Annotated in this window: 17 protein-coding genes and 1 pseudogene; 10 read left to right on the forward strand and 8 right to left on the reverse strand. The window is 71.2% G+C overall.

From position 1 onward, the window contains the following. Positions 1-79: 79 nt before the first annotated feature. Positions 80-1,000, forward strand: coding sequence for a DNA-3-methyladenine glycosylase family protein (locus tag RY076_RS14750; RefSeq protein ID WP_323099373.1), 921 nt, complete (start codon positions 80-82; stop codon positions 998-1,000). An 83-nt stretch (positions 1,001-1,083) separates the two neighbouring features. Here RY076_RS14750 and RY076_RS14755 read toward each other — a convergent pair whose 3' ends face one another. Next, positions 1,084-3,144 carry a PhoX family protein gene (locus RY076_RS14755; RefSeq protein ID WP_323099374.1) on the reverse strand — a complete coding sequence of 687 codons (2,061 nt, stop codon included), beginning with the start codon at positions 3,142-3,144 and terminating at the stop codon, positions 1,084-1,086. A 192-nt stretch (positions 3,145-3,336) separates the two neighbouring features. Between RY076_RS14755 and RY076_RS14760 the strand changes: the two genes are divergently transcribed. Then, positions 3,337-4,503, forward strand: coding sequence for a glycosyltransferase (locus RY076_RS14760; RefSeq protein ID WP_323099376.1), 1,167 nt, complete (start codon positions 3,337-3,339; stop codon positions 4,501-4,503). A 22-nt stretch (positions 4,504-4,525) separates the two neighbouring features. Here RY076_RS14760 and RY076_RS14765 read toward each other — a convergent pair whose 3' ends face one another. Continuing rightward, complete coding sequence (locus tag RY076_RS14765; RefSeq protein WP_323099378.1) at positions 4,526-5,476, reverse strand: acyl-CoA thioesterase; 951 nt, start codon at positions 5,474-5,476, stop codon at positions 4,526-4,528. Between the two features lie 97 nt (positions 5,477-5,573). Then, positions 5,574-9,857 (reverse strand): FtsK/SpoIIIE domain-containing protein, encoded by a 4,284-nt coding sequence (locus RY076_RS14770; protein WP_323099380.1) that lies wholly within the window; start codon positions 9,855-9,857, stop codon positions 5,574-5,576. Positions 9,858-10,145: 288 nt separating this feature from the next. Here RY076_RS14770 and RY076_RS14775 point away from each other — a divergent pair. The 3 genes and pseudogenes from RY076_RS14775 to RY076_RS14785 all read left to right on the forward strand — a co-directional run. Continuing rightward, positions 10,146-10,853 (forward strand): annotated as a pseudogene (locus RY076_RS14775) (CpaF family protein); the annotation flags it as partial. 197 nt (positions 10,854-11,050) lie between these two features. Next, positions 11,051-11,614: a DUF6932 family protein gene (locus RY076_RS14780; protein WP_323099381.1), complete on the forward strand. Its 564-nt coding sequence runs from the start codon at positions 11,051-11,053 to the stop codon at positions 11,612-11,614. After that, entirely contained in the window at positions 11,595-12,590 is a 996-nt protein-coding gene (locus tag RY076_RS14785; protein ID WP_323099383.1) for a hypothetical protein, read from the forward strand. Before RY076_RS14780 ends, RY076_RS14785 begins: the two co-directional genes overlap by 20 nt. A 10-nt stretch (positions 12,591-12,600) precedes the next feature. On the opposite strand, the gene RY076_RS14790 is transcribed toward RY076_RS14785, so the two are convergent. Next, positions 12,601-13,848, reverse strand: a complete 1,248-nt coding sequence (locus RY076_RS14790) for an RNA-binding domain-containing protein (RefSeq protein WP_323099385.1) — start codon at positions 13,846-13,848, stop codon at positions 12,601-12,603. 111 nt (positions 13,849-13,959) lie between these two features. After that, positions 13,960-14,646: a nuclease-related domain-containing protein gene (locus RY076_RS14795; protein WP_323099387.1), complete on the reverse strand. Its 687-nt coding sequence runs from the start codon at positions 14,644-14,646 to the stop codon at positions 13,960-13,962. 536 nt (positions 14,647-15,182) lie between these two features. Between RY076_RS14795 and RY076_RS14800 the strand changes: the two genes are divergently transcribed. After that, positions 15,183-16,619: a hypothetical protein gene (locus RY076_RS14800; RefSeq protein ID WP_323099389.1), complete on the forward strand. Its 1,437-nt coding sequence runs from the start codon at positions 15,183-15,185 to the stop codon at positions 16,617-16,619. Between the two features lie 659 nt (positions 16,620-17,278). Here RY076_RS14800 and RY076_RS14805 read toward each other — a convergent pair. The 3 genes from RY076_RS14805 to RY076_RS14815 form a co-directional block, all read right to left on the reverse strand. Next, entirely contained in the window at positions 17,279-18,112 is an 834-nt protein-coding gene (locus RY076_RS14805) for an AbiV family abortive infection protein (protein WP_323099391.1), read from the reverse strand. 65 nt (positions 18,113-18,177) lie between these two features. Further along, positions 18,178-18,903, reverse strand: coding sequence for a DUF4145 domain-containing protein (locus tag RY076_RS14810; RefSeq protein ID WP_323099393.1), 726 nt, complete (start codon positions 18,901-18,903; stop codon positions 18,178-18,180). 180 nt (positions 18,904-19,083) lie between these two features. Further along, positions 19,084-19,509 (reverse strand): hypothetical protein, encoded by a 426-nt coding sequence (locus tag RY076_RS14815; RefSeq protein ID WP_323099395.1) that lies wholly within the window; start codon positions 19,507-19,509, stop codon positions 19,084-19,086. A 442-nt stretch (positions 19,510-19,951) separates the two neighbouring features. On the opposite strand from RY076_RS14815, the gene RY076_RS14820 reads away from it, so the two are divergent. The 4 genes from RY076_RS14820 (at position 19,952) to RY076_RS14835 (ending at position 25,258) form a co-directional block, all read left to right on the forward strand. Further along, a complete protein-coding gene (locus RY076_RS14820) occupies positions 19,952-20,575 on the forward strand; it encodes a VC0807 family protein (protein WP_323099397.1) in 624 nt (207 codons plus the stop codon). A 69-nt stretch (positions 20,576-20,644) separates the two neighbouring features. Then, entirely contained in the window at positions 20,645-21,019 is a 375-nt protein-coding gene (locus tag RY076_RS14825) for a hypothetical protein (RefSeq protein WP_323099398.1), read from the forward strand. Between the two features lie 469 nt (positions 21,020-21,488). Continuing rightward, on the forward strand, positions 21,489-22,556 hold the full coding sequence (locus RY076_RS14830) for a hypothetical protein (RefSeq protein ID WP_323099400.1): 1,068 nt from the start codon (positions 21,489-21,491) through the stop codon (positions 22,554-22,556). A gap of 371 nt (positions 22,557-22,927) precedes the next feature. Beyond that, complete coding sequence (locus RY076_RS14835) at positions 22,928-25,258, forward strand: UvrD-helicase domain-containing protein (RefSeq protein WP_323099402.1); 2,331 nt, start codon at positions 22,928-22,930, stop codon at positions 25,256-25,258. The last annotated feature ends 30 nt before the right edge of the window (positions 25,259-25,288 follow it).

Here is a 25,288-nt window from a genome sequence, read left to right on the forward strand (position 1 = left end):
GGCAGTGTGAGCTGCTGGTCACCGGCGCCGGTCGTGGCGCCTTCAACGACCGTGCCGAGTGTAAGCGAGGATGGTGTGCGTGCCCGAACCGCAGACCCGGCTGTGGCGCACGGACCGGCAGATCGCCCTCCGTGCGCAGCTCGGCGTCTTCCGCCGGGGCGCAGGAGACCCGACGTCGTGGTGGGGCCCGGACGGGTCGACGGCCCGCGCCGCGCAGACGCCCGAGGGCGTGGGCACCCTGCACCTGGCCTGCCTCCCGGGTACCGGCGAGGTCCACGCCAGCGCGTGGGGCCCCGGCGCGGAGTGGCTGCTCGGGTCGGTGCCCGCGCTGCTCGGTGACGACGACGACCCGGAGGGCTTCGAGCCGGTCCACGCGCCGGTGGCCGAGGCGTGGCGGCGGTTCGGGCACTGGCGCGTGCCCCGCTCCGGGCTCGTGTTCGACGCGCTCGCCCCGGCGGTCATCGAGCAGAAGGTCACCGGCCAGGAGGCGTTCAGCGGCTACCGGACCCTCGTGCGGCGCTTCGGGTCACCGGCTCCGGGGCCCTTCCCGCGCCTGCAGGCGCCGCCGACGGCCGCGGGCTGGGCGGCCGTGCCGTCGTGGGCCTGGCTGCAGGCGTCGGTCGACGGCGCCCGCTCGCGCACCGTGGTGCGGGCCGCCGGCTACGCGGGGCGCCTCGAGGAGGCGACGCGTCTGCCGGTCGACGACGCCCGCCGGCGGCTGCGGGCGCTGCCCGGGGTCGGCGTCTGGACGTACGCCGAGACGGCCCAGCGGGCCCTCGGCGACGCCGACGCCGTGTCGTTCGGCGACTACCACGTGGCCAAGGACATCGGCTGGGCGCTGACCGGCACCCCGGTCGACGACGCGGGCCTCGAGGAGCTGCTCGAGCCGTACCGCGGCCATCGCTACCGCGTGCAGCACCTGCTCGGCCTCGCGGGACACCACCGGCCGCGTCGCGGCCCCCGGATGGCGCCCCGGACGCACCTGCCGACCCGACGCTGACGGCAGCCTCGCGACGACGGGCCCGGCACCCGTGGGTGCCGGGCCCGTGCGCTACCCGGAGGTGCGACGCCGGGAGCGGGCGCTCACTTCCGGTAGGAGACGACGACCGCCGGACGCGGGAAGCCGTCGGTGTGCGGCCACGTGCTCGAGGGCTTCTCGAACGTCGCGCCGTCGGTCTCGCCGGGGTGCTGCACGGCGATGAAGACCGAGCGCTGGTCCTCGGTCACGAGCGGGCCGCACGTCTCGGCGCCGACCGGCACCGTGAGGAACTGCTCGACGCGGCCGCGGTCCGGGCCGGCGACCGGCACGCGGAAGAGGCCGTCGTTGGAGCCGAGGACGTTGCCGTCGGTGGAGATCCACAGGTTGCCGACGCCGTCGAAGGCGACGTTGTCGGGGCAGCTGATCGGGCTCACCCTGGCCTTGTCGAAGCCGGCGAAGTACGTCTCGGGCGCCTCGGGGTCGCCGCAGACGAGGAAGAGGTCCCACGTGAAGGCGGTGCCCGTGTGGTCGCCGCGGTTCTCGGTGACCTCGAGGACGTAGCCGTTGCGGTTGCCCGACTTGCTCGTCAGCGGGGCGCCGAGCGAGGCACGCACCATGCTCGAGGCTAGCGGGTTGGCCTCGTCGACCGGGTGGCTCGTGCCGCGGTTGCTGTTGTTCGTCAGCGCGCAGTAGATCCTCCCGTTGACCGGGTTGGGCTCGATGTCCTCGGGGCGGTCCATCTTCGTCGGGCCGACGGTGTCGGCGGCCAGACGCGTGTGGACGAGGACGTCGCCGACGCTCATCCCGGGAACGAACGAGCGCTCGTGCGAGGTGAGGGCGATCCACTCGCCGGTGCCGTCGTACACGCCGTCGGCCGTGCCGTCGCCGGCGAACTTCGCCACGTAGAGGGTGCCTCGGGTCAGCAGCGTCTTGTTGTGGCGTCGGGCGGTGCGCGAGGGGCCCTCGCGGAACCGGTCGGCCGAGACGAACTTGTAGATGTAGTCGCCGCGCTCGTCGTCGCCCATGTAGGCGACGGCGTGGCCCGAGTCGCTGATCGTGACGTTGGCGCCCTCGTGCTTGAACCGGCCGAGCATGGTCTGCTTGACCGGCGTCGAGTCCGGCTCGAACGGGTCGACCTCGACGACCCAGCCGAAGCGGTAGGCCTCGTGCGGGTGCTTGGCGAGGTCGAAGCGCTCGTCGACGCTCGACCAGCCGCGGTTGGTCACCGCCGACGTCGGGATGCCGTAGCGCTTGAACGACGCGGCGTTCGCCGGGTCGACCGCGCCGGACGCGTCGAAGTAGCCGTTGAAGTTCTCCTCGCCGGACAGCACGGTGCCCCACGGGGTCGTGCCGCCGGCGCAGTTGCCGAACGTGCCGTGCACGCGGGTGCCGGTCGGGTCTGCGGCGGTGCGGAGCAGCTCGTGGCCGGCGGCCGGGCCGTGGAAGGCGAACTCGGTGTGCACGGTGATGCGGCGGTTGTGCTTGGCACGGCGGTGGTCGGCGCGCACCCACGAGCCCTCGGCCCGACCGCGCTCGATCGTCACGACGGCCATGCCGTGCGCGGCCATCGCGATCTTCTTGACCGTGGCGTCGTCGTACTCGCCGGTCGGGAACATGAGGTTCTCGTCGGTGTACTCGTGGTTGGTGACGAGCAGGGCCCGCTTGCCGTCCAGGGGCAGCACGCCGACGTAGTCGTTGTTGTAGCCGAACTGGCGGGCCTGAGCCTCCGGCGTCTGGGCGTGGACGTCGAAGCGCGGGGCGCCGGCCTCCACCGGGTCGCCCCAGCGGATGACGACGTTCTGGGTGTACTCGGGGGCGTTGGTCACGGCGTCGGCGTTGTTCGGCGTGACGGGGGTGAACGCGGCGCGGCCGACGTCCCCCGTCGGGCGGCCGTGGCCCTTGCCGGCCGGGGCGCTGGACGCGGCGGCGGGCGCGGCCGGCCCGGCGGCGAGTCCGGCGAGGACGAGCGCGCCGGCCCCCAGGGCGCTGCCCTTGAGGACGGAGCGGCGTGCCAGGGCGCCCTCGACGAGGTCGTGCATCGAGGCGTTGCCGGACTCGTTGGGCACGGGGGCGTCACAGGCGCTGTTGCAGCGGTAGTGGCACGTCATGCGGCTGCGCGAACCGTGCCGCGGGGTCGAGACGAGGGGGAGAAGCTGAGGCGTCACTCGAGGTGCTCCTTCGGCGAAAGGGTGGTGTGAGTCGTCCTCGCCCGCGCGCGTCGCGTCGGCGTCGCGTCGACCTCGCGCGGGTCGGGCCGTCAGCGACGCTAGGCGGGCCGGGGAAGGGGACGGGTGCTCTCGGGGTGGCCATCGGGTGAACACGGGGTGTCCGCCCGGCTCGCGTGCGACGCTGGTCGGGTGCGCGTCCTCTTCTCGACGACCGCGGGCGCCGGGCACTTCGGCCCGCTCGTCCCCGTGGCGCGGGCGTGCGCGGCGGCTGGGCACGAGGTGCGGGTCGCGGCGCCGGCGTCGTTCGCCGACGACGTGGCCCGGGCGGGCCTGGCGCACGAGCCGTTCGACGACGTGCCCGGCCCCCTCATGGAGGCGGTGTTCCGCGAGCTGCCGGGGCTGCCCGAGGACGAGGCCAACCGGCGCGTCCTGCAAGAGGTCTTCGGTCGCCTCGACGCGCAGCAGGCCCTCCCCGGGGTGCGACGGGTCATCGGTTCGTGGCGGCCCGACGTCGTGGTGCGCGAGCCGATCGAGCTCGGTTCCCTCGCAGCGGCCGTGGCTGACGGCGTCCCGCACGCGCAGGTGTCGATCGGCGTCACGCGCATGCTGCGCTGGGCGGAGTCGCTGCTCGGCGAGCCGCTCTCCGAGCTCGACGCCGCCGCGGGCCTCTCCGCAGGGACGCTCGCGGCCGCGCTGGCGGGCGAGACGATCTGTACGTCGGTGCCGCCCGGGCTCGACGGACATGATCCGGCGGGGCAGCGCGTCGTGCGCTACCGCGTCCCGGGGGCTGCGCCGACCGGCACCCTGCCCGCGGCGTGGGGTGACGCCGATGCGCCGCTCGTGTACGTGACGTTCGGGTCGGTCGCCGGCAACCTCGGGCACCTCGGGCACGTGTACGGGGCGGCGCTCGCCGCGCTCGCCGAAGCACCTGTGCGGGTGCTGCTCACGACCGGACGGGGCGTGGACCCCGACTTGCTCCGGCCCTGGCCGACGAACTCGCACGTGGCGCAGTGGTGGCCGCAGGACGAGGTCATGCCGCTGTCGGCGGTGTGCGTCGGCCACGGGGGGTTCGGCACGACGATGGCGGCCGTCGCCGCAGGGGTGCCGCAGGTGGTCGTGCCGCTCTTCGCGAGCGACCAGCGGCTCAACGCCGGACGCGTCCACGACGTCGGTGCAGGTGTCGGGCTGTTCGGCGGTGCCGCAGAGCTCGGCGGGCTGGGGGACGCCGTGGCGCAGGTGCTCGCCGGTGACAGCTATCGCGACGTGGCGCTCGGTCTGGCGGCGGAGGTCGCGGCCCTGCCCGACGTGTCGGTCGTCGTCGACGCGATCGAGCAGGCTGCGACCGGCAGGGCCTGAGCGGCGTGGGCTGCCTTGCGGCTCAGGGGATGTGGCGCTCCTCCGCGACCCGGTTGCGCAGCTCGACGAGCTCGACGGCGTGGTCGCGCAGGGCGGCGTCCTCGTCACTGACGGGGTGCCACGGCTTGGCCGCGAGGGCGCGCCCCTCGGCGTCGAGCGGCACGAACACGATGAGTGAGTGCGTCGTCAGGGCGAGCTCGCCGGTGGCCGGGTCGCCGGAGCGGACGTGCACGCTGATGTGCATGCTCGAGGTGCCGGTGAGCAGCAGCCGGGCCTCGACCTCGACGAGGTGGCCGATGCGCAGCGGACGGTAGAAGCGGACGCCACCGGCGTACACGGCGACGTTGGCCGCGCTGCCCGTCCACTGCGTCGCGAGGACGTGCGCGGCCTCGTCGATCCAGCGCATGACGATGCCGCCGTGGACCTTGCCGCCCCAGTTGACGTCCGTGGGCGCGGCCAGGAAGCGCAGCACGGCCCGGGGCGCGGTGCCGGCGTCGCTGTAGCTCTGGGCCCTCATCGCCTCGGCGATGTCGGCCCGCAGCCCGATCCGCGCGACGGCGGCCTCCTGCCAGCCGCGCTCCTCGTCGGTCTCCGGCTCGTACTCCGGCACCGGCGTCGGCTTTCCGTCGGCGTCGACGGCCACGAAGATCATGAGGCACTCGGTGGTCGGGTGCAGGTCGCCCTCGCGCGGGTTGCCGGCCGACACGGTGACGTGGATGTGCATGCTCGACGTGCCGGTGTGCACGATGTGCGCCGTGGCCTCGACGAGGTCGCCGACCTCGACGGGGCGGGTGAACCGGACGTTGCCCACGTAGGCGGTGACGCTGTACGTGCCGCTCCAGCCGGCCGCGGCGGCGTACCCGGCCTTGTCGATCCACTCGAGGACCCGGCCACCGCCGACGGTGCCGGAGTAGCCGGCGTCGGTCGGGGCGGCGAGGAAGCGCAGCGTGATCTCTCGGGCACCACGTGGCATGGCAGCTCCTCGCGTTCGGTCTCGTCGGGCTAGCGTCGGGTCCGAGCGTGGCAGAACGACGGCCGAGGCGCGTGCCGTGTCTGCCCAGCGTGCGGCCTCACGCGCCGTCGACGGGGGCGGGCTCCGCTCGCACGACCTGCACCGGGACCGTCTGGCCGTCGCGGACGAGGTGCCCTCGCCCGGCCCGTCGCTCGAACGGGCCCTCGAGGCGGGCGCCGAGGAGGTCGCCGTCGGCCGCCGAGCCGGCGCCGAGGAGGAGGCCGTGACCGTCGCGGGCGATCTCGGGGACGAGCCCGCGGAAGGCCGCGGTGGCCCGGGCGAGGTCGGCCGACCCGACGACGAGCCCGTCCGTCGCGTCGAGGAGACCGCAGGCCTCGAGCACCGCCTCTCCGAGCGGGGTGCCGTCGAACCGTTCGACGTCGTCGACGACGACGCAGAGGTCCGGGTCGGCGCGACGGGCCGACACGAAGGCGTCGCGGTCAGCCGGGCCGAGCACGGTGCAGCCGGTGTCGTCGAGCAGGCCGTGCAACGGCGAACGTGGGGTGGCGAGCACGACGACGGGTCGGCCGGCCGCCACCAGCCCGCGGGCGAGGACGGCGAGCGCCGAGGAGCGCCCGGCCCGGGCCGGACCGGCGACGAGGAGGCGTCGTGGCATCGTTCGCAGGTCGAGGCGGACGGGTAGGGCGGCGTCTCCGCCGACGCCGAGGGACAGCAGCGCCGGGTCGCCGGGGTCGGGTCCGAGGTCGACGGCGTCCACGACGCCGGGCAGCGGACGCATGGTCCACGGCAGGTCGGTCGTGTCGCTCGAGGCGCTGGTCGCGACGGCGTCCACACCGGCTGGCACGCAGTCGCCGGGGAGCGCCACCTGCACCTCGAGCCCGCCGGTCGGGTCGATGGCGCGACCCGGCGGCCGGCGACGCCCGGCGTGCGCCGGGTCGACCCCGGCGAGGGTCAGGTCGAGGGGGTCGGGCACGTGCAGCACGAGGCGGCGGGCGATCAGCCCGGCGACCCGTCCCGACAGCACGCCGCGACCTCCGGTGACGGCCACCGCGATGCCCCGGGCCGAGCCGTCACGGACGATCCGGTGCAGGTCGTCGAGGCCCGCGCCGTGGTCGATGTCGGCGAGGGCGTCCTCGACCGCCTCGAGGCCGTCGACGAGCAGGACCGTCGTGCGGCCCGAGACCGGCGCGTCGAGCTCGCCGGCCAACCGGGACAGGACCCGTCGCACGAGGTGGGGGTCGGCCGCGGAGGTGACCGAGCCGACGTGCGGGAGGGCGGCGAGCCGGGACAAGGGGCCAGCGACGCCCTCGACGACGTGGAGGTGCAACGACCGGGGGTCCCGCGTCGCCGTCAGCCCCTCGACGAGCCGCAGCAGCGTCGTGGTGCGCCCCGAGCGGGGACCGCCCGCGACACCGAGCGAGCCGTCGACGGTCGGGTCCCAGGCCCAGGGCCGGCGTGCCTGCTCGTCGGGGACGTCCGCGAGCCCGAGCACCACACCCGTGCCGATGTCGGCGGGGCCCTCGTCGGCGAGCCCCGCCGACGCAAGGACCGTCGGCAGCTCGGGCAGCCAGGGCGAGGGTGGCGGGGCGATGCCCTCCGCGTCTGCTGCGGCGCGGACTGCCGCGACGACCGCTGCGAGCTCGGACGGGACCGACCGGGCCGCAACGGGCCCGGAACCCGGCGCGGCGGGGACGGACGCGGGCGCCGCACCCGCGCGGAGTGGGCGGACGACGACGCCGCCGGGCTCCTCGTCGGCGAGCATCGGGCCACCGGCCCAGGCGGTCTGGAGGGCGAGCAGCTGCTGGTCCGCGCCGCGCACGAACCCGCGTCCGGGCAGGGAGTCGGGGACCGCCGCCGCGTCCGGCGCGTCGATGACGTCGACGCTGTCGGAGCGTTCGCGCACCCGCAGGCACAGCCGCAAGGAGACGTTGGCGCGCATGTCGGCGCTGACGATGCCACCCGGCCGCTGCGTCGCGAGCACGACGTGGACCCCGAGCGACCGCCCTACCGCTGCGATCCGGACGAGGCCGTCGACGAACTCGGGCAGGTCGTCGGCCAGCGCCTTGAACTCGTCGACGACGATGACGAGGCGCGCGAGCCGGTCGTGGTCCCCGGAGGCGCCTCGCGTCCCGACGGTGCGGGCGCGGTGGTCGTCCCAGTCCTTGGCCCCGACCGCGGCGAGCACCCGTTCGCGGCGGCGCAGCTCGGCCCGCAGCGAAGTGAGTGCCCGGCGGGTCAGGCTCTCGTCGAGGTCGGTGACCACCCCGAGGACGTGCGGAAGCCCGGCGCACTCGCCGAAGGCCGCCCCGCCCTTGTAGTCGACGAGGAGCACCGACACGTCGTCGGGGCGGGAGGCCACGGCGAGGCCGGCCACGAGCGACTGGAGCAGCTCCGACTTGCCGGAGCCGGTGGTGCCGCCGACGAGAGCGTGCGGACCGGCGGCGGCGAGGTCGAGCAGCCACGGACCGTCTGCCGTGGCCCCGACGCGGGCGACGGGCCGGCCGTCGGAGGTGCCCCACGCCCCGGCCACGTCCGTCGCCGACGCGGGGTCGACGCCGCCGGCCCGGTGCACGTCGCGGAAGGAGACGCGCGCGGGGAGCGCGGCGACGCCGGTGCGCGGCGTCGCATCGGTGAGCGGGGCGAGGGCACGGGCGAAGGCGTCGAGCCATCCCGCGGAGGGCCGGTCCGGGATGACGGCGTCGAGCATCGTGCCGCGCTGCCGGAGCGTGGCACCACCACCGTTGCGGTCCAGCGCCACGACGGCGTCGGCCTCGGCGGGCAGCGCCTCGGTCGTGCGGTCCAGCGCGAGGAAGGCGACACCGACCGGCGGCCCGTCGCGGAGGAGGTCGGCGACGCCGGGCACCTCCCGCAGGGCGCTCGCGCCGTCGAGGACGACGAGGGTGTCGACGCGTTGGCGTCGGTCGTGAGCGTCCGCGGTACCGGGGACCCGGGAAGGGCGCTCGCCCCCCTCGTGTCGCCGCTCCACCTCACGCAGCAACGCCGCGACGGTCGCCACGGGGTCCGTGCCGGTTTCCGTCGCGGTCTCCGCGGCGGCGCCGCCGGTGTACCCGCTGGCATGGGGGAGCAGTCGGCACCACGACCACTCCTCGGCCGCGTGGGGAGTGGAGACGACGACGAGGGCGAGATCCCGCGGCGAGTGCCACGTGGCCGCTTGTGCGAGAAGGGACCCCGCCACGGAGCGGGTCTCGAGCGGGCTTCCGGAGAGGCCGACGACCCTGGTGGCGTCGAGGTCGACGACGGCGGGCACCTGGTCGAGCACGGGAGGCTCCCGGTGCTCGCCCGAACACGCGACGGCGGCGGGCTGGTCGGCGAGGCCGAGGCGCAGCGTCAGGCTGTCGGGGTCGCCGGGGCGCCGGCACCAGAGGTCGGTGGCGCGGGCCGTGACGACGTCGAGCAGACGGGCGGGTCCGGGGTTCGCCGCGCGGCGCTCGGCCTCGTCGGCCACCGCGTGGTCGAGGAGCAGCTGTTCGGCCACGAGCGTCGCCGCGCGGTGGTCGCGCACCTGCTGGCGGTGCGACGCGCGCCCGGAGCGTCGGTCGCCCCACCACTGGGCGAGGAGGAGCACGGGGGACAGGAGCGCGAAGAGCAGGAGGGTCGGCGACGACAGCGCCCACGCCAGGACGACCGAGGCCACGAGCGGCACGCCGGCCGCGACGAGCGGGGCCCGCGCGTGGTCGGGCCGCCGCGGAGGCTCGGGGAACGACACCGTCCGCGCCGGGCGGCTCGGCGTGAGCCGGGGCGAGCGGTGGAAGCGGACCCGGCCAGCGTCGACCGTGTGGTGGCCGGCGCGGGCCGGCGGGTCGGCGAGGGCGAGCACGGTGGAGCCGATACGGAGCCGGTCGCCGGGCGTCAGCGGCGTGCCCTCGGCGGCGACGGGTCGGCCGTTGACCGTCGACCCGTTGGTCGGCCCGAGGTCGCGCACCGCGATCCCGTCGCTGCGGACCGTGAGCACGGCGTGGGCGCGGGAGATGCCGCGGTCGTCGAGCCGCACGCCCGAGGACGCGGCGCGGCCGATGACGTGCTCACCACGGCCGACGGCGAGGATGCGGCCCGCGTCGATGCCGCCGACGACCGTGAGCCGTACGGCGGCGGGGGAGGGCGGCGCAGTGTCACCCGACGGGGTCGCGCCCCGGTCCGACACGACGAGGACCGCACCGTGCAGCAGCGGCGGCTCGCCCACGACGGCCGTGTCGGAGAGCTGCCGGCCGCCCACCTCGACCGACACGGTCGGCGCGCCGCTCGCGGTGGCCAGTGGCACGCGCAGGTCGGCGAGCGTCGCCCCCACGGGGGCCTCGACGGCGACCTCGACCGGGCCGCGTGCCGGCCGGTCGCGGTCGACGATGGTGAGGCGCAGCTGCAACGGGTCCTCCTCGTGACGGTGGTTCTGCTCCCGACATCCCACCCGGCCCGCGCACCCGGCATCGGCGGTCGCCCACAGCTGTGGACGACGCCGGCGGTCCTGTCGGAGGAGGCCCTAGGGTGCGCCCGCTCACGAGCGTCGGGACCCTGGGCCGTTGCGGTGACCGGTGCACGTTTGCGACCCTGTGGATCGTTTGCGATGGTTCGGTTGCGGTTGGCCTAGGTTGGGTGAGCCGGAGCGGCGGTGGCCCGGCAGGATGGCAGGGTCCACGACGAGTCAGGGGAATCGATGTCGACACACGAGGCGGTGCGCCATGTCGAAGGCGAGGTGCGCGAGCTCATCCGCCGCACCGGCCTCGACCCGGCCAGCGACACGGCGGCGGTGCGACGGCTCGTCGAGGACGCCGTCCAGGACTACGACCAGCGCTCGCTGCACGGCGGCCTGCCGACCCTCGGCGACCAGCGTCTCGCCGTCCACTCGATCCTGGCCGTCGTCGCCGGTTACGGCCCGCTCCAGCAGTACTTCGACGACCCCACGGTCGAGGAGATCTGGATCAACGAGCCGAGCAAGGTCTTCGTCGCCCGCGGCGGCGTCGCCGAGCTGACCCCGACGATCCTCACGGCCGAGGACGTCCGCGACCTCGTCGAGCGGATGCTCAAGACCACCGGCCGTCGCGTCGATCTCTCGAGCCCCTTCGTCGACGCGACGCTGCCCGACGGCTCGCGCCTGCACGTCGTCATCCCCGACATCACGCGCACGCACTGGCAGGTCAACGTCCGCAAGTTCGTCGTCAAGGCGGACCACCTCGACGACCTCGTCCGGCTCGGCACCCTGACCCGGCAGGCCGCCACCTTCCTCGACGCCGCCGTCGCGAGCGGGCTCAACGTCCTCGTCGCCGGCGGCACCCAGGCGGGCAAGACGACCCTGCTCAACTGCCTGGCCGCAGCCATCCCGCCACGCGAGCGCGTCATCACGTGCGAGGAGGTCTTCGAGCTTCCAAAACGCGCTTAACTACATTGGTGAACCTCGGCCAGACCATCGAGATGTCTCGGCGGGGTGCGTCAAGGTCGGCTCCGGCTCGGCTACGGTGCGAGGACACCGCCGAGAGGCAGGCAGACAGCGACAGGGGTGCAGGCGATGACCAACGGCGTTCGGCATGGTTGTGGGAGGCGTCAATGTTTGGTGCGTAACCGATGAGCGCGACCGTCGCGGCGTTGCCCCCTCGCAACGAGAACGGCTTCGTCGTGGGCCGCTACTGCGTCGACCCTGCCGACATCGAGCGAACGATCTGCGTGTTGCCGGACGCCGCCCACCGAGCGGCTCTCTGGGCCGAGTGGCAGGAGCTCACCCGAATCGTCCAGCAGGAAGTGGGGCCGGTCGCCGCCTGCTGGCTCTCTGGCAGTTTTTTCACCGACAAGCAGACCCCCGGGGACATCGACGCGCTGTACGTCATCCACCACAAGGTGCTCGAAGACGTGGACCCCGCCAGCCATGGAGCGCAGATCGTCGACATCATGAGCAACTTCAAGGTCAAGGACGTACTGGGTTTGCGCGTGGATGCGCCCATCCTCCCTTGGTGGCCTCGACCGGGCGTTCGCAAGGGGAACAACGCTGACAGACTCGAGAGGTACCTTCAGCAGAGGGGGTACTGGGACGACCTGTGGAGCAGGGTCCGCGACAACGCGCATCCAAAGGAAGACTCTCTGATTCGACGCGGCTACCTGGAGGTGATCGTCGATGGCTACCAACACCCCTGAGCCGTCAGCGCTTCAGCGGCTCATGGGACGGCGGGGGATGTCCGAACTGCCGCCGGCGCGGTGGACAAGTGTCGAGGAAGTTGGCAGACGAAGTATCGAGTCGTTCGTTGCTCAGCAGGAAGGTGACGCTCGCACGATCAGCAGTGCTGGCGAGCTACGACTGCATGGCGCGATGGTTGAGAACCATCGCGCGGACCTTGATGATGTTTCACGCGTGGCCTTGGCATGGCAACGCGCATTGAACGCAGTCGGCGCAGCCATGGAAGGCGTCACGAGTACGACGGGCCGCCTGGGCGCTGAACTGACTGAGCGCCTGCAGTTGCAGCTTGTGGCGGCGCCCGCGCCCGGATCCTTGGTGCTCAAGGTGGCACCGAAGGCCAATGCCCTCGGTGAAGTTGACGGAGCGGACGGCACTAGGAGGATGGCACTCGGAGCGGCCGCTCGACCCTTGGCAGACAGAGCCAGCGGTCGCCTGATCTCGCTCTGTGACGACCTGGCGCACGGTGATCTCGCGGATGACAACCGCAACGCCGACCAACTGCGGGGCCTGGGGCCGCGCACTGCACGAGCCATCAGTAGCCTCGCGGCGGTGCTCGCGTCCTCCAACTTGGACCTGGATGTTGCTTGGCGGGAACCCGGTCAACCGACACGTCGCACGAACTTCACGTCGAGCCAAGCCGACCGCGTGAAGAAGTTCGTGGAGGGACGCCATCTTGATGCTGAGGAGCTGAGTGTGGTCGGGGTCGCGCACACGGTGTCGGACGTCGACAAATGGGTCATCGAGGTGGATGGCATCAACGAGCGTTTCGACGCGGGTGACCTACCGCGCGAGGCATGGCGTGGCAAGTTCAGAATCGGAGACGAAGTGCACCTCCTTGTGTCTGTGACCACCAACGAGCGACCAGACGGCACCACCCGGTACCACCGCCGGGTCGTGCAACTTCAGCGCGTTGTTCCAGTTGAGGAGCTCCCGTAGGCGTACGGCGCTACGGCATCGGCGGGGGGTTGATCAGTCGCACGTGGGCAATGCCTCCCTGGTTCACGGCGTCGAGTGCTAGTTCGTGTACCGCCCTGTGGTAGTTGGCCGGGCTCGCCTGGGTCGAGACCGTCGCGGGCACCTTCGCGTATCGAGCCAACGGCACGGACGTCCCCGTGAAGTCTTGGTCGGTGATGTCGACCGTCTGCAGAAGTAGCCGTTTCCCGCTGTTCCACTCGATTCCGACCATGACCTCGAACTCGTCGAGGTCATGGTGGTGGGCTGAGGCCTTGACCAAGGCCATGATGTCCGCCACGAATGCTTCGATGTTGACGGCGCGCACCAGCTCGACTGGGTGCTGATCCTGCCCGGCATCAGGGCGTGGCCGGTCACGCACGACGCCTGCCAGAGTGACCGCTCCGTCGTCGTGGAACGCCGCCCAGGTCTCGGTCCACGGCTGCTCGGGCATCGCCGGGCGAAAAACCATACGCCGCAGGCCGGCCCGCGGATTATGCACATCGAGATGATGTGTGGGTCTTGGGAACTGACGATGCGCGTAGGTGAGTGTTGCTTCCGCCACCGTCCAGAAGCTCGCGGCCTGTTCCTTGGTGAGCCGCTGACGGGTGGGCCTGGGTCGTCGCGGTCGTGCGACACAGACCATCCAGGGCATCGGTGCCTCACCGATGTTGCGTGCCTCGAGCAGCTCGCGGTAGAGCGCGTCGAGCTCCTGGGTGGCTCGACGACGATCGTCGAAGCGTGTCCGGTATGCGTCCTCGAGCTCACGCTCGCGCATCCAGTGCGTGTCGGCGTCGACGCGCATCGGCGCCCCGAAGTACTCGCCCTTGTAGATCAGGTGCGGGCCATCGACGCTCGCCGGCACGATCACGGCGACGGCTCGTGTCTCCGTTCCGAGCCGCACGATCTCCAGCCCGAAGACCGGCGGTGAGATGGCGGTGACCGCGGCCGCGCGCAAGGTCCTCTCGTGACGCTCGGACAGCTCACCGACGTCAAGGCGGCCATCCGCCTTCTTGTCCGCCTCGCTGACGCCGAACACGATCACTCCGCCGCCGACATTTGCCATGGCCGCGACGTCCTTCGGGAAGTCGGTTTGCTGCAGGTTCTGCTCCGGAGGCAGTTGCTTCTTCCAGTCGAGATCGTGCGCCTCTGTCACCCCCGCCTGAACAGCTTCATCGAGTAGTTCGTCAGTCAGGGGGCCGGGATCGCGGCCCAACGCCCGGTGGATCGCGGTGAAGGACATGGCCGCACCCTATGCTCGGACACCGGGTCCTGCGGGTCCGGTGGCCTTTCGGGCGCCCTAGGGCCACGCCCGTGTCGTCGAGAAAGATCGCCCGGGGCTTGGTGGACGCGCTCATGCTGGCGGCAGAGCTGCCGCCAGGTGGCGGTGGAGAGAGCGGCGTCGGCTATCCGTGATGTCCCCGGGCCGCCGAAGAAGCTTGCTGGTGCCGCGCGGCCCGAGCAGCCGCACGCCCCGCATTTCTTGGTCACCCCACAGCGGTAGGTCGGCGTCGATGAAGCACAGCAGCGCGGTGACCCGCACGGCGTTCGCGTCGGGGTCATCACCGAGGGCGGCGAGCACTGCGGCGAGCTGCTTGAGGCTGCCGTCGATGAGCTTGGTCCGGTCGCGTCCGCCGACCATCAGCTGCTCCTGCGCCGGGGAGAACAGTCCGCCGGTTCGACGGACCCGCACGGCGGCGTTGCGGTACCTCTTCGCGTCGATGATGTAGATGCCGGACGGGGCGATGGCGATGTGGTCGACGTCGCCATCACGGCGCCCGTGGCCGAGCTTGCGGTTGTGCAGGAACAGCACGTCGGTGCCGCAGTCCTTCTCCAGCCTGGCGGCGATGCGTCGCTCGCCCTCGGCCCCGGTCGCGAATGCCTTTGTGGACGCTGGCTCTTCGCTCAGGGCCAAGATGAGCCCGCCGAGCCGGGGGTGCTTGCCGCGGATGCGCTCCTCGCGCGCCTGCTTGCGCCTGCGGTACTCGCCGTCCAGTGAGGCGCCCGGGCGACCAACCTCGACTGGCGCCCCGTCCGCCACCTCCGGAACCCCTCCCGCTGTTGGAGCACCATGAGAAATGTCCTCCGTTCGGTGGCCCTCGTGAGGAGATGGGGACGGCCCAGCTGCTGGGGCTCCGGGGTCGAGCGTCATGTCGACCACCGTGTCGCGCTTCCCGGCCCGCGCCCCATCCCCAGGGATGCCAAGGCAGTCCGTGCAGAGGACCTGGCGCGCGGCCTTGTCCCATCCCGCGCGAGTGCCGGCTGCGAGCTCGCGCCCACACGCGCACACGCCGGCGTAGCGGAGCTTCATGACCTTCACCGACCGAGCGGGCGGTGGACCCACGATCCCTACTCCACCGTCACCATCGTCCAGCGTCACCTTTTCTCCCCTCTGCCGCCTTCCGGACCCTACGGCGGAGCGGGTGTCGAGGTCCCTTGAACTGACAATTTGGGCACTCCTCGCAGTCCGGAGGGCTCGGGTGCCGGCAGATCCGTCGTCGCAAACGGCGCAAACCTGGAGCAGCCGCCGGTACCGTCCACCTTGCAGATCACAGACCAGACCACACAGGGGGAACGATGGCCGAGGAGAGCTGGCACGAGGCGCGCCTCATCCCGACGTCCGGCATCAACGGCGCCGAGGAGCAGGAACGCCGCGCCACGTCCGCGCTGCTCGCCGTGATCTCGGCGGTCCGCGAGTTCGGCCGGGCGCTGGTCAAGCCCCTCGGTGCCCCGGCTGGCACGATCGAGACCTACATCGAGGTGCCGTTCCTGCTCGGCGACAGGAAGCTCTACCCTGACGGCCTCATCCGCGTCAGCCGCGGCGCCCGTTCCTGGACCGCGTTGGTGGAGGTCAAGACCGGCTCCAACGCGCTGCAGGTCGAGCAGCTTGAGAACTACCTCGACATCGCGAAGGAGCAGGGCTACGACGCCGTCGTCACCATCTCCAATGAGATCCCGGCGGTGGCGGGGCAGCACCCGACGAAGGTCGACAAGCGCAAGCTGCGCAAGGTCGCTCTGCATCACCTGTCGTGGACGCAGGTGCTCGCCGAGGCGGTGATGCAGAAGGAGTTCCGCGGTGTCGCCGACCCGGACCAGGCGTGGATCCTGGGTGAGCTCATCCGCTACCTGGAGCACAGCCGCTCCGGAGCCCTTGAGTTCGACGACATGGGCGAGACCTGGGTGTCCGTGCGCGACGCGGTGGCCGCCGGCACTCTGCGCGCCACCGACAAGGGCGTTGCCGACGTGGTCGCCCGCTTCGACGCGCTGCTGCGGTTCGCCAGCCTGCGCCTGGGGCGCCAGCTCGGCACCGAGGTCGTCCCGGTGCTCTCGCGCAGGGAGCAGGCCGATCCGGCCCTGCGCGCGCAGGCGCTGACGGCGATGATCTGCCAGACCGGTCAGCTCGCCGGGGCCATCCGCATCCCGGACACCGTCGGCCAGCTTGTCGTGACCGCCGACCTGCGGGCCTCGAAGGTCACCTGCCACGTCGACGTGGACGCGCCCCGGGAGGGTCGCCCCACCACCCGGGTGAACTGGCTGGTGCGGCAGCTCAAGGCCGCGCCCGACTCGGTCCGGGTCGAGACCTTCACCGCGCACGGGCGCGGCTCGAGCGCCGCCGAGCTGCTTGGCGCCGTCCGCCAAGACCCGTCGGTGCTCGTGGTGGATGCAGCCAAGGAGATCCGCTCCTTCCGTCTCGCCCTGTCCGCAGGCATGGGCACCAAGCGCGGCCGCGGCCGGGGCTCGTTCATCGACTCGATGCTCGGCGCGACGGACACCTTCTACGCAGACGTCCTGCAGTCCCTGAAGGCGTGGTCCGCCGCGCCGCCCAAGCTGCGTCCGGCTGGACCGACCCCGCGGGACGCGGAGGAGACGACGCCGCACAGCCTCAGCTCGACGGAGTACTCGTCGCAAGACGGTACGGAGCCTGTGGATGTCGAGGGTGTTGGGGACTCCGACCGGTCCGCCGATGCTCGGCCGGCTGAACCTCTGGCTGATGTCGCATCGGAGCAGCACTGACACGTAGGTCCAGCTATTCAGCCCAGGGGCAGGTTGACGAGCTCCGGCCCCGGCAGGAGCGGTCTTGCTTCTCAACACGAGGCCATCTGCTCACTGCACGCCCACCGCGGTTCGCCTCTGCCACAGTTCCGCCCGCTCTGCGGGTTGGCCTGAGCGCCGGACTGTCGGTGGGCCCTGGCACGCTGCTCGCATGCGGGTGGAACGACCTCGGTGCCCCATCTGTCGCGCACCGATGACGGACGACGACGGCGCGAGGACAAAGAAGGGCGACCGGGTTCACGCCTACTGCCTCGAGCAGGCGCGGGTTGCCGGCTCCGGCTCGCAGGCAGCGAGCGACCGAGGCAAGGTCGGCACGAACTCCAAGGGCACAGGCGTCACCGCCACGCGGCCTGGGCGCTGTCCCATCTGCCTGCGCCCCTTCGCTGTCGGAACACCGATCGGCAAGTGCGTCGACGGGCAGTGGGCCCACGCCTCCTGCGCCGGCGCTCACCAGGCCGCTGCCCGAAACAAGGCTGAGATCCTGGCCGGCGAGACGTACCGCTCGCGTCGGCAGAGCACCTGGCGTCGCGGCGCGTCGCCCGGCAGCTCTCGTCGGAAGACCTGACCTGGCGAGATTCCACTTCGGGCTTGGAAGAGTCGCTTAGTTCTTGACGTGTCCGTCAGGCGCGTGCGCCATCGGGTTCTTCCTCGTGATCCTCTGGCTCGGATGAGTTCCACACGGCCACCAACTCGCGGGTCTCCGCTTCATAGCCCTTGGAGCCGACGTGGGCGAAGGGGTGCTCGGGGAGGTGTAGGCAGTAGGCCTCATTGTTGCGCGGGGTCCCCGGCTTGCCTTCGGCCATGCTCTGCTCGACGTCGCGCAGCCACTCCTTCGTAAACACGACCTCGTCGAGTTGATCGGCCGGGAGGAGTTCACGCAGCGTCTCCGTGAACGCCGACGCCTCCTCCGGCGACATGGCTGGGGTGCCTTGAGCGCGCTGCATCTGCGCCTTCGCCTCGATGTGCTCGCCCAGCCTCAACTGCCAGCCGATCTGGTGGATCGCGGAGAGCACGAGACGCACTTCCTCGACGTCCGTGATCTCCTCCGGCTCAACCGGGTCACCCGACGGCGAGACGTCGACGTAGAAGCCTCCCTGCTTGGCGGCGTTCCGGTCAGTACGCCATGAGTCGATCTCCACGGCGATGGCCTCTGCATCTGGCCGCTCGTGCCATGGACCTTCACCGAACCAGTAGGCCTCGTCGTCGAGGAACTTGTGGACGGCTGCGAGTTTCAGGTTGTGATCGCGCCACAGAGCAAGAAGGTCTCTGGTGACGAACGGAGCGCCCTCGGGCTCGGTGGCCATCTTCACTCGTCTCTGGAAGATGGCGATGGCCTTGCCAGACTCCTCGGCCCCGAGGATGCCGATGGACCTCGCGAGCGCGACCTCGCCGGATGCCAAAAGGGTCGCGGCCCCGCTCAAGAGCCGGTCGGCGTTCGCGAGCAGTGCATCCATCAGGGCGACTACCTGGGGCCCCGTCATCTCCGGCAGTGCTGGCCGCCGGGGCTCATTCGCTCGGCTCACGACTGGGCGGGAACGGCTTCGTCGGCGACTGCGGTCGCTGCTGGCTTCTCGGGCTTCTTGTCGAATGGTCGCCACGGCTCCTTGGCGGCCTTCCGGCGCTTTGTGAATGTCTCGAAGCGCGCCCTGAACACGTAGAGGTAGTCGCACAGCGCCTCAACGAAGAGGAGGACCTCCTCGGCGTCCTCTCGCGATACCTGCTTCTCCGTGTCGTGGGCTCCCTCGTTGCCCACCTCGCGCACCGCGTCGGCCCAGTCGTAGAGGCGGGGGTCGATCTTCTTGTCGTCGAGCATCTTCTTCAGCCCTTGGACGAGCGTCCTCGTGGGGTAGCCGTGCAGGACGCAGATGCTCTGGACGCATCGTCTGGCCATGATCGCGGCAGCCGTGTAGCAGCGAGCACGCATGCACCGTCGTGCTTCGTCGTAGTCGTTCCGAATGGCCTCCGGCACAGGCATCGGCAGCACGCGGTCGGTCGGGGGATGGACCTGCTGACGGTCGCCGTACGCGAAGCCCTCGACGAGCGGGATCCACTCAAGTTCCTGGATGAACAGGTAGGGGCGGAGGCACGTCAGGCAGCGAGCGGCTGTCCACTGCTCGGGATCGAAGTCCTCGTCCGGGTCGGGAGAACGTTGCCAACGCAAGATCACCTCCAGCGACCTCGGCTCGCCGCAGTGCTGGCACTGGAACGGGAAGGTCTCGGGCGTCGATCCCCATCCGGCTGTCATCGTTGGTTATACCCCTGTCGGACTACAGCTCACGCCTCCTGGCTGATCGAACATACAGGGCAAAGCGTATGCGGGGAGATCCTTGTGTCTTGCCTGAATGACCCGACGGGCGAGCACCAGGCAGAGGGAAGCCACCGATACTCATGGCGCTGCAACGCAAGACATGCAACGCCGGCGCCTTCAGAGCCCGAGCACCTCGCGGTCCTCGGCCGACAGGACAACCGTCCGCGGTGCCCACACCTTCGGCCGCTTCGCCCCAACGTCCAACCCGAGCAGCCGACAGCGAGCCAGGATCACCGCGCGGACCTCGCGGGCCGCCCCTACGTCACCCGCCATCGCCTTGTCCCACAGCGCAGCCTGCAGGGCGTCCAACCGTGCCAGCTCGAGCTGCTGGTGGTCCTCGACGGCGACCTTGCGGTCGCGGGCCAGCGCGTCGTGGACGATGTGGTGCACCGTGCCGCGGTTGGCGTAGCCGAGCTCGTCGGCGATCTCCTGGTACGTGCGCCCCTCCGTCGCCAGCTGGACGGCGCGGGCCTGCCGTGCCGTCGCGAGGGCTCGGTTGCGGTGCCTGCCGGTAACGAGGGGGATGGAGGCCGGGACGCTCATGAGAACCATTTTCGACCGGGTGATGCTTGGGGCACGGACGACTCACCCTCAGCGGGAAGCCCGCGATCGGTGCACCCGTCCCCCGAAGGATCCGATGAACCGACTCCGATGACCTCGTGAGGGACAGTGCAGCTGCTCAGCGGCAGTGGTCCTTCGGGTCCTTCGCACCGGACCGGCCGCGCCGGGCCCCGCGTGATCCGTTACGGATCCGGGCCAGATGATCCGTGACAGCTACTGCTAGCGAGAGACATGCAGCAGCGTCGAGAATTTGAGGCATGACTGAGCGATCGACCGTCGAGCCGAGCGATGGTGGGGCGATCGCTGCCTCGGGCGACCGGACCCGGCCACCCCTCGTACAGGTGCACGGGACGATCAGCAACCACGCCTGGGTTCACACCCCCGATCCGCGAGCTGCGAGTGGGGTGGCTGTGCCATGAGGTCCATGATCCGCGGCCTGGCTTGGGACGTCGGGCTGCCTCTCGCCGCCTACTACCTCCTGCACCTTGTCGGCGCCTCGGACTGGATGGCACTGCTGGCAGGCACCCTCGCTGCCGGGGCGCGGATCCTGTGGGTGGCTGCCCGCGACCGGACCTGGAACCTGTTCGCCACGGTGATCCTGGTGTCGTTCCTGGTCGGCCTCGGGCTCGCGTTCGTCAGCGGCGACCCCCGGTTTCTGCTACTCAAGGACTCGGTGCTGACCGGCACGATCGGGATCTGCTTCCTCGTCTCCACGGCCGTTGGCCGCCCCCTCACGCTCGCAGCAGCCCAGAGTTGGGGTGAGGGCCCCGGCGGCTCACTCGTGGCCGGCTACGACACCGACCCACTGGTCCGCCGTGGCCATCGAATCTGCTCCCTGGCCTGGGGCTTCGGGCTGCTGGCCGAAGCGCTGATCAAGGGATCGTTGGTCTTCCTCCTGCCGGTCACGGTCATGGTTGGCCTGTCCACAGTGATCACAGTGACGGCGGTCAGCCTGCTGGTCGGCTTCACCCTCGGGTACATCCGCCACGTCCGGCAGCGGGCAGCTGGCGGCCACACTCAGGCGAACGGAGCGTCTCGGTCTGCCTAGCTGCTCGCGCGTCGGGCTGAAGAAGGCTTAATGCCGGCGCTGCCGCCGAGAATCCGTAGGGTTGGCCCCATGGGGGAAACGATGGAGGGCAGACCGGTCACGAACCCGGTCACCACACGTGACGACCGAGGCCCACTCGGGCTCATTGGCATCTCGGGCGTTGCCCTCGCGGTCCAGGTCGCGGCGACCGACTACGGCGTGGGCCGAGAGGCGGCGGCCGGCTTGTGGTTCGTTTTTGGCGGCCTGCTGCTCTGGCTGGTCTACCGGAAACGTAGCCGTGCGGCCCGTGGCTTCGTCATCGTGACCTCCCTGTTCGGCGCGGTCGTGTACGGCCTGGGTGCATGGGGCGATGCCCACTCTGCCTTCCTCGCCCTGGCGTTCCTCGCCCAGGCGGCGCCCTTGATGTCCGGGCAGGTCCGGCGCCACGTCCAAGTTGCTGCCTGACGGGCACGGGTCGGTACGCACCGGCAGGTGATCAGCCTTCTCCCGACCCGCGCGGTGGGCGGTCTGTGATCGGCTCACCCGATCCGGGACAGCAGCTCGGCCGAGAGCCACTGCTGCACTAGGACGCGGTCAGCCTCGATGACGTAGGCGACGAGGGCGAACCAGGCGCCGTCACGCTGCTGCCACTCGAGCACGATGCCTGGGTGAGGCCCGGGCGCGTCCTGCCCACCACGGACCCAGCAGTGCCGGCGGCTGGGCGGGACCGGAGGGATGGGGTGCTCGTGCCCTCGTCCTGACCCTCCTGCCATGGCACTAGTGTGGCGCATGCTCGAACAGCTGTTCGATAGCCACCTCTCTGCATGACACAAGGCATGGCCGCCGCGGTCCGGGGCATTTGCTACGAATCCCATGCTTGCGGCGGAGATGCGCGACAAGATCAGGGAGCAGCTCGTCGAACAGGGGAACCACCGTGATCATTGGCCTCATCTGCCTTCTTCTCGCCATGGGCGCCTTCTCGTCAGGCAGCCCCGCGGTCGGGGTCATGCTCCTGGTGGTGGGTCTGGCTGCGCTCGCGTGGAACCGCCTGGGTAAGACACCACCGGAGGCGGAAGTCAGCGACGGCGCGGCTTCGCCATCGGTCGGACAGCTCCATGACGCCACGCCGGCGCCTGTGCCGCCGCCGGCCTCGGCCCCACGGCCACAGTCGAAGAAGAACCATCGGAGTCCCGCGCCGACCGGTCGGGCGGTGGAGTCGTGGGCACCGACCTCGGTCTACACCGCCGTGGTGGGCGAGGCGTACCGGGATGACGAGATCAGGTCGCTCTTCAGGAAGCGTGGGCTGCGCATCCCGCAGGAGGGGCGGCAGCTCGACGATGCCACCGCCCATCTGGAGCCTGACCCGACCAACCCCTTCGACCGGCAGGCCGTGTCGGTGTGGGTCGATGGCTGCATGGTCGGCTTCCTCGCCCGGGAGGCCGCCAGTGAGTACCACGGGCCGCTCTCCGAGCTTGCTGAGGAGGAGACACACCTGGCAGTCCCGGCGCGGGTGTGGGCCATGCCGCGGCACGGGGGCGGGCTGAACGCCAACGTGGTCGTGTGGCTCCCGCCGGCTCGAGGGGTGCAGTCCTTCAACGCGTTTCCTGATGAGCCGTACCACGTACTCCCGCGCGGCAAGTCGGTGCAGGTCACCCGCGAGGAGGACCACATGGAGGTGCTCACTCGGTACGTCAGCGACCACGAGCGCTACCTGGCAGTCACTCTCCACCTCGCGCAGGAGGCAAAGACGGAGCGTTCGACGCCCTACGAGGCCGTCGAGGTCCGACTCATGGGCGAGCGGGTTGGCGTGCTGACGAAGGCCATGTCGGCGCAGTTGCGAGACCTCGTTGCTCATGTCGCCGCTCGAGGCAGGGTGCCTGTCTGCCGGGCGACCCTCCGGGGGTCGCCGCTACGAGCGGAGGTCACTCTGCAGGCCGCCAGGTCCACCGACGTGACTCGGGACTGGCTCGAGGACGTCCCCCTCGCTCTGCCTCAGGCCTGACGGCCGGGCAACGCTTCAACGTGCACGTGGACCCGCAGACGTGGTCTCCGGCGCATGGGCGCTGGTCCATCTCGATCACCAGCGACGTGGTTCTCCTGCGAGGCGACCAGGGCGAGGTCCGCATCCCGGCGCAGCAAGCCGGCCTGATCCGGGTGAGCTGGCAGCCATGGCGCTGGTGGCGGGCTGACGTAACCCTTCCAGGAGCCGATGGCACCGGGCGCCATGTCCTTCCCGGGCTTCCGTGGCCACAAGCTCGGACCCTTCGTCGCGCGCTGCGCCAAGCCGGGGCCCAGGCCCAGCTCGCCGCCACTACAGCATGGTCCGCTGAGGTGGATGGCGTCATCGCTAGGGCGACGAGTGCCCTCCGGTGGGTGACCACGGAGCAGGTTGCCGATCTGCTGGCCAACCATCCAGACCCGCCGACCGATGTCCTACGGCGGCTGGGGCGACCGCTCACGCCCGCGGAGGTGCACGCCCTCGCCACCACGGGGGCCGACGTCACAAGTAGAGCCGCCGCCGCCAACGAGGCGATCGCTGCCCGAACCGTCCAGGAGCACAAGTCCTTCTTCGACAGCATCGAGACCACCCGGCTCACGCCGGAGCAGGCCCGAGCCGTGTACACGTACGACAATCGCGTCCACGTCATCGCCGCCGCAGGCTCGGGCAAGACGTCCGTCATGGTGGGGCGCGCGGCGTACGCGGTGCACCGCGGTTTCACCAGTCCGGACCGGATCCTGCTGTTGGCCTTCAACAAGGCGGCTGCCGCCGAGCTGAAGGAGCGCATCCGCGCCCGCTTCGATGCGGCCGGTATCCCTTCAGCAGGTGTGCACGCCACCACGTTCCACGCCTTCGGGCTCGAGGTCATCGGTCACGCGACAGGCACTCGACCCTCGGTCGCGCCGTGGGTTGCCGGCGGCCAGGACGCCGAGATGCTTGCCTGCATCGTCGCCGAGCTGCGCGACACCGACCCTGCCTTCGCCGTCGCGTGGGACAGCTTCCGGCTGCTGTACTCGCGCCTGCCCGATGACCCGGACGCGGAGCCGGAACCCGACGCCTGGGACCAGAAGCGCCGCCTGGCCGGGTTCGCCACCTTCGGCGGGCACGTGGTTCGCAGCCACGGCGAACGGATGCTGGCCGACTGGCTGTACCTGCACCACGTCCCGTACGAGTACGAGCGGCCCTACACGCACGGCACCGTCACGGATCGCCGGCGTCAATACCACCCGGACTTCTACTACCCGAGCATCGACGTGTGGCACGAGCACTGGGGCGTCGACGCCGACGGGAACCCGCCGGCGCACTGGCCCGGATACCTCGAGGACATGGCCTGGAAGCGTGAGCTGCACCGCCGGCACGGCACGAAGCTGCTCGAAACGACGTGGGCCGGCATCATGGACGGGACCGGCTTCCCGCGCCTGGGGGCCGAGCTGCGCCGCGCCGGGCTGCGGCTGCGGTGGGACCCGAGCCGCGCGGGCTCCCACCGGGCGCTCCCGGAGGAACAGCTCATCCGACTGGTCCGGACCTTCATGGCGCACGTGAAGTCGAACTCGCTCACCGCCGAGCAGGTTCAGGGCAGGGTCGCAGGCCGGCTGCGCAACCGCCACCGCGCGCAGCTGTTCCTAGACCTGTACTGGCGGATCCACCGCGAGTGGCAGGCCCGGCTGGCGGCCGGTGGCTACGTCGACTTCGAGGACATGCTCGTGCAGGCTGCGGAGCACCTCGAGGCCGGCGCCTGGAGAAGCCCCTACGACCTGGTCATGGTTGATGAGTTCCAGGACGCGAGCCAGGCCAGGGCCCGGCTCACCCGTGTCCTCGTGGACGGCCCCGGCCGACACCTGCTTGCCGTCGGCGACGACTGGCAGTCGATCAACCGGTTCGCCGGCGCCGACGTCAGCCTTGTCACCGGCTTCCACGACTACTTCGGCCCCGGGCCCGACCTGCAGCTGAGCACAACGTTCCGGTGCCACCAGTCGATCGCAGACGCTGCCAGTGGGTTCATCGTGAAGAACCCGGCCCAGCTGGCGAAGACGGTCAGCTCGGAGCACACCGCGCCCGCCCGCCCCGAGGCGCTCGAGGGGATCCACCTTCGACACGTCGCCACGAGCGCCGACACGCAGGCGGCCGTCGGCGAGGTCCTCACCCACTTGGAGAGGGCCGTCGCCACCGGGACGGTCCGGGGCCGCAACTCCGAAATGCTGAGCGTCGACGTGCTCGGCCGATACGGCTTCGACCGCAAGCACGTCCCGACTCGCCCCTACCGCAACCTGCGCGTCACGTTCCGCACCGTGCACGCCGCCAAGGGACTCGAAGCCGACTACGTCATCGTCCCGAACCTCAGCTCCGGCACCTACGGCTTCCCCTCCCAAGTCGTCGACGATCCGGTGCTCTCCTTGGCCATGGCAGCCCCGGAGCCGCACCCGCACGCCGAGGAACGTCGGCTTCTCTACGTCGCACTCACCAGAGCCAGAAGAGGAGTCGTGCTCATCGCTCCTCGCGGGACCCCGTCACCCTTCGTCACCGAGCTGCTGCTGGACGGCAGCGTCACGCTCGACGCCACCGGCGAACCACCACCGGTGCGATGCCCGACCTGCGCCAAGGGCGTCCTCACGCCGCGCCAAGGCCGGTACGGCACGTTTTGGGGGTGCAGCAACTTCCCCCGCTGTCGTCACACGAGCAACGATCACCCGGGCGGCAACCGCTGAGAGGTCGGCGGCGCTCTCCCCGGGCAGCGC

It is taken from the genome of Intrasporangium zincisolvens (assembly GCF_034724055.1).
Lineage (GTDB): Bacteria > Actinomycetota > Actinomycetes > Actinomycetales > Dermatophilaceae > Monashia > Monashia zincisolvens.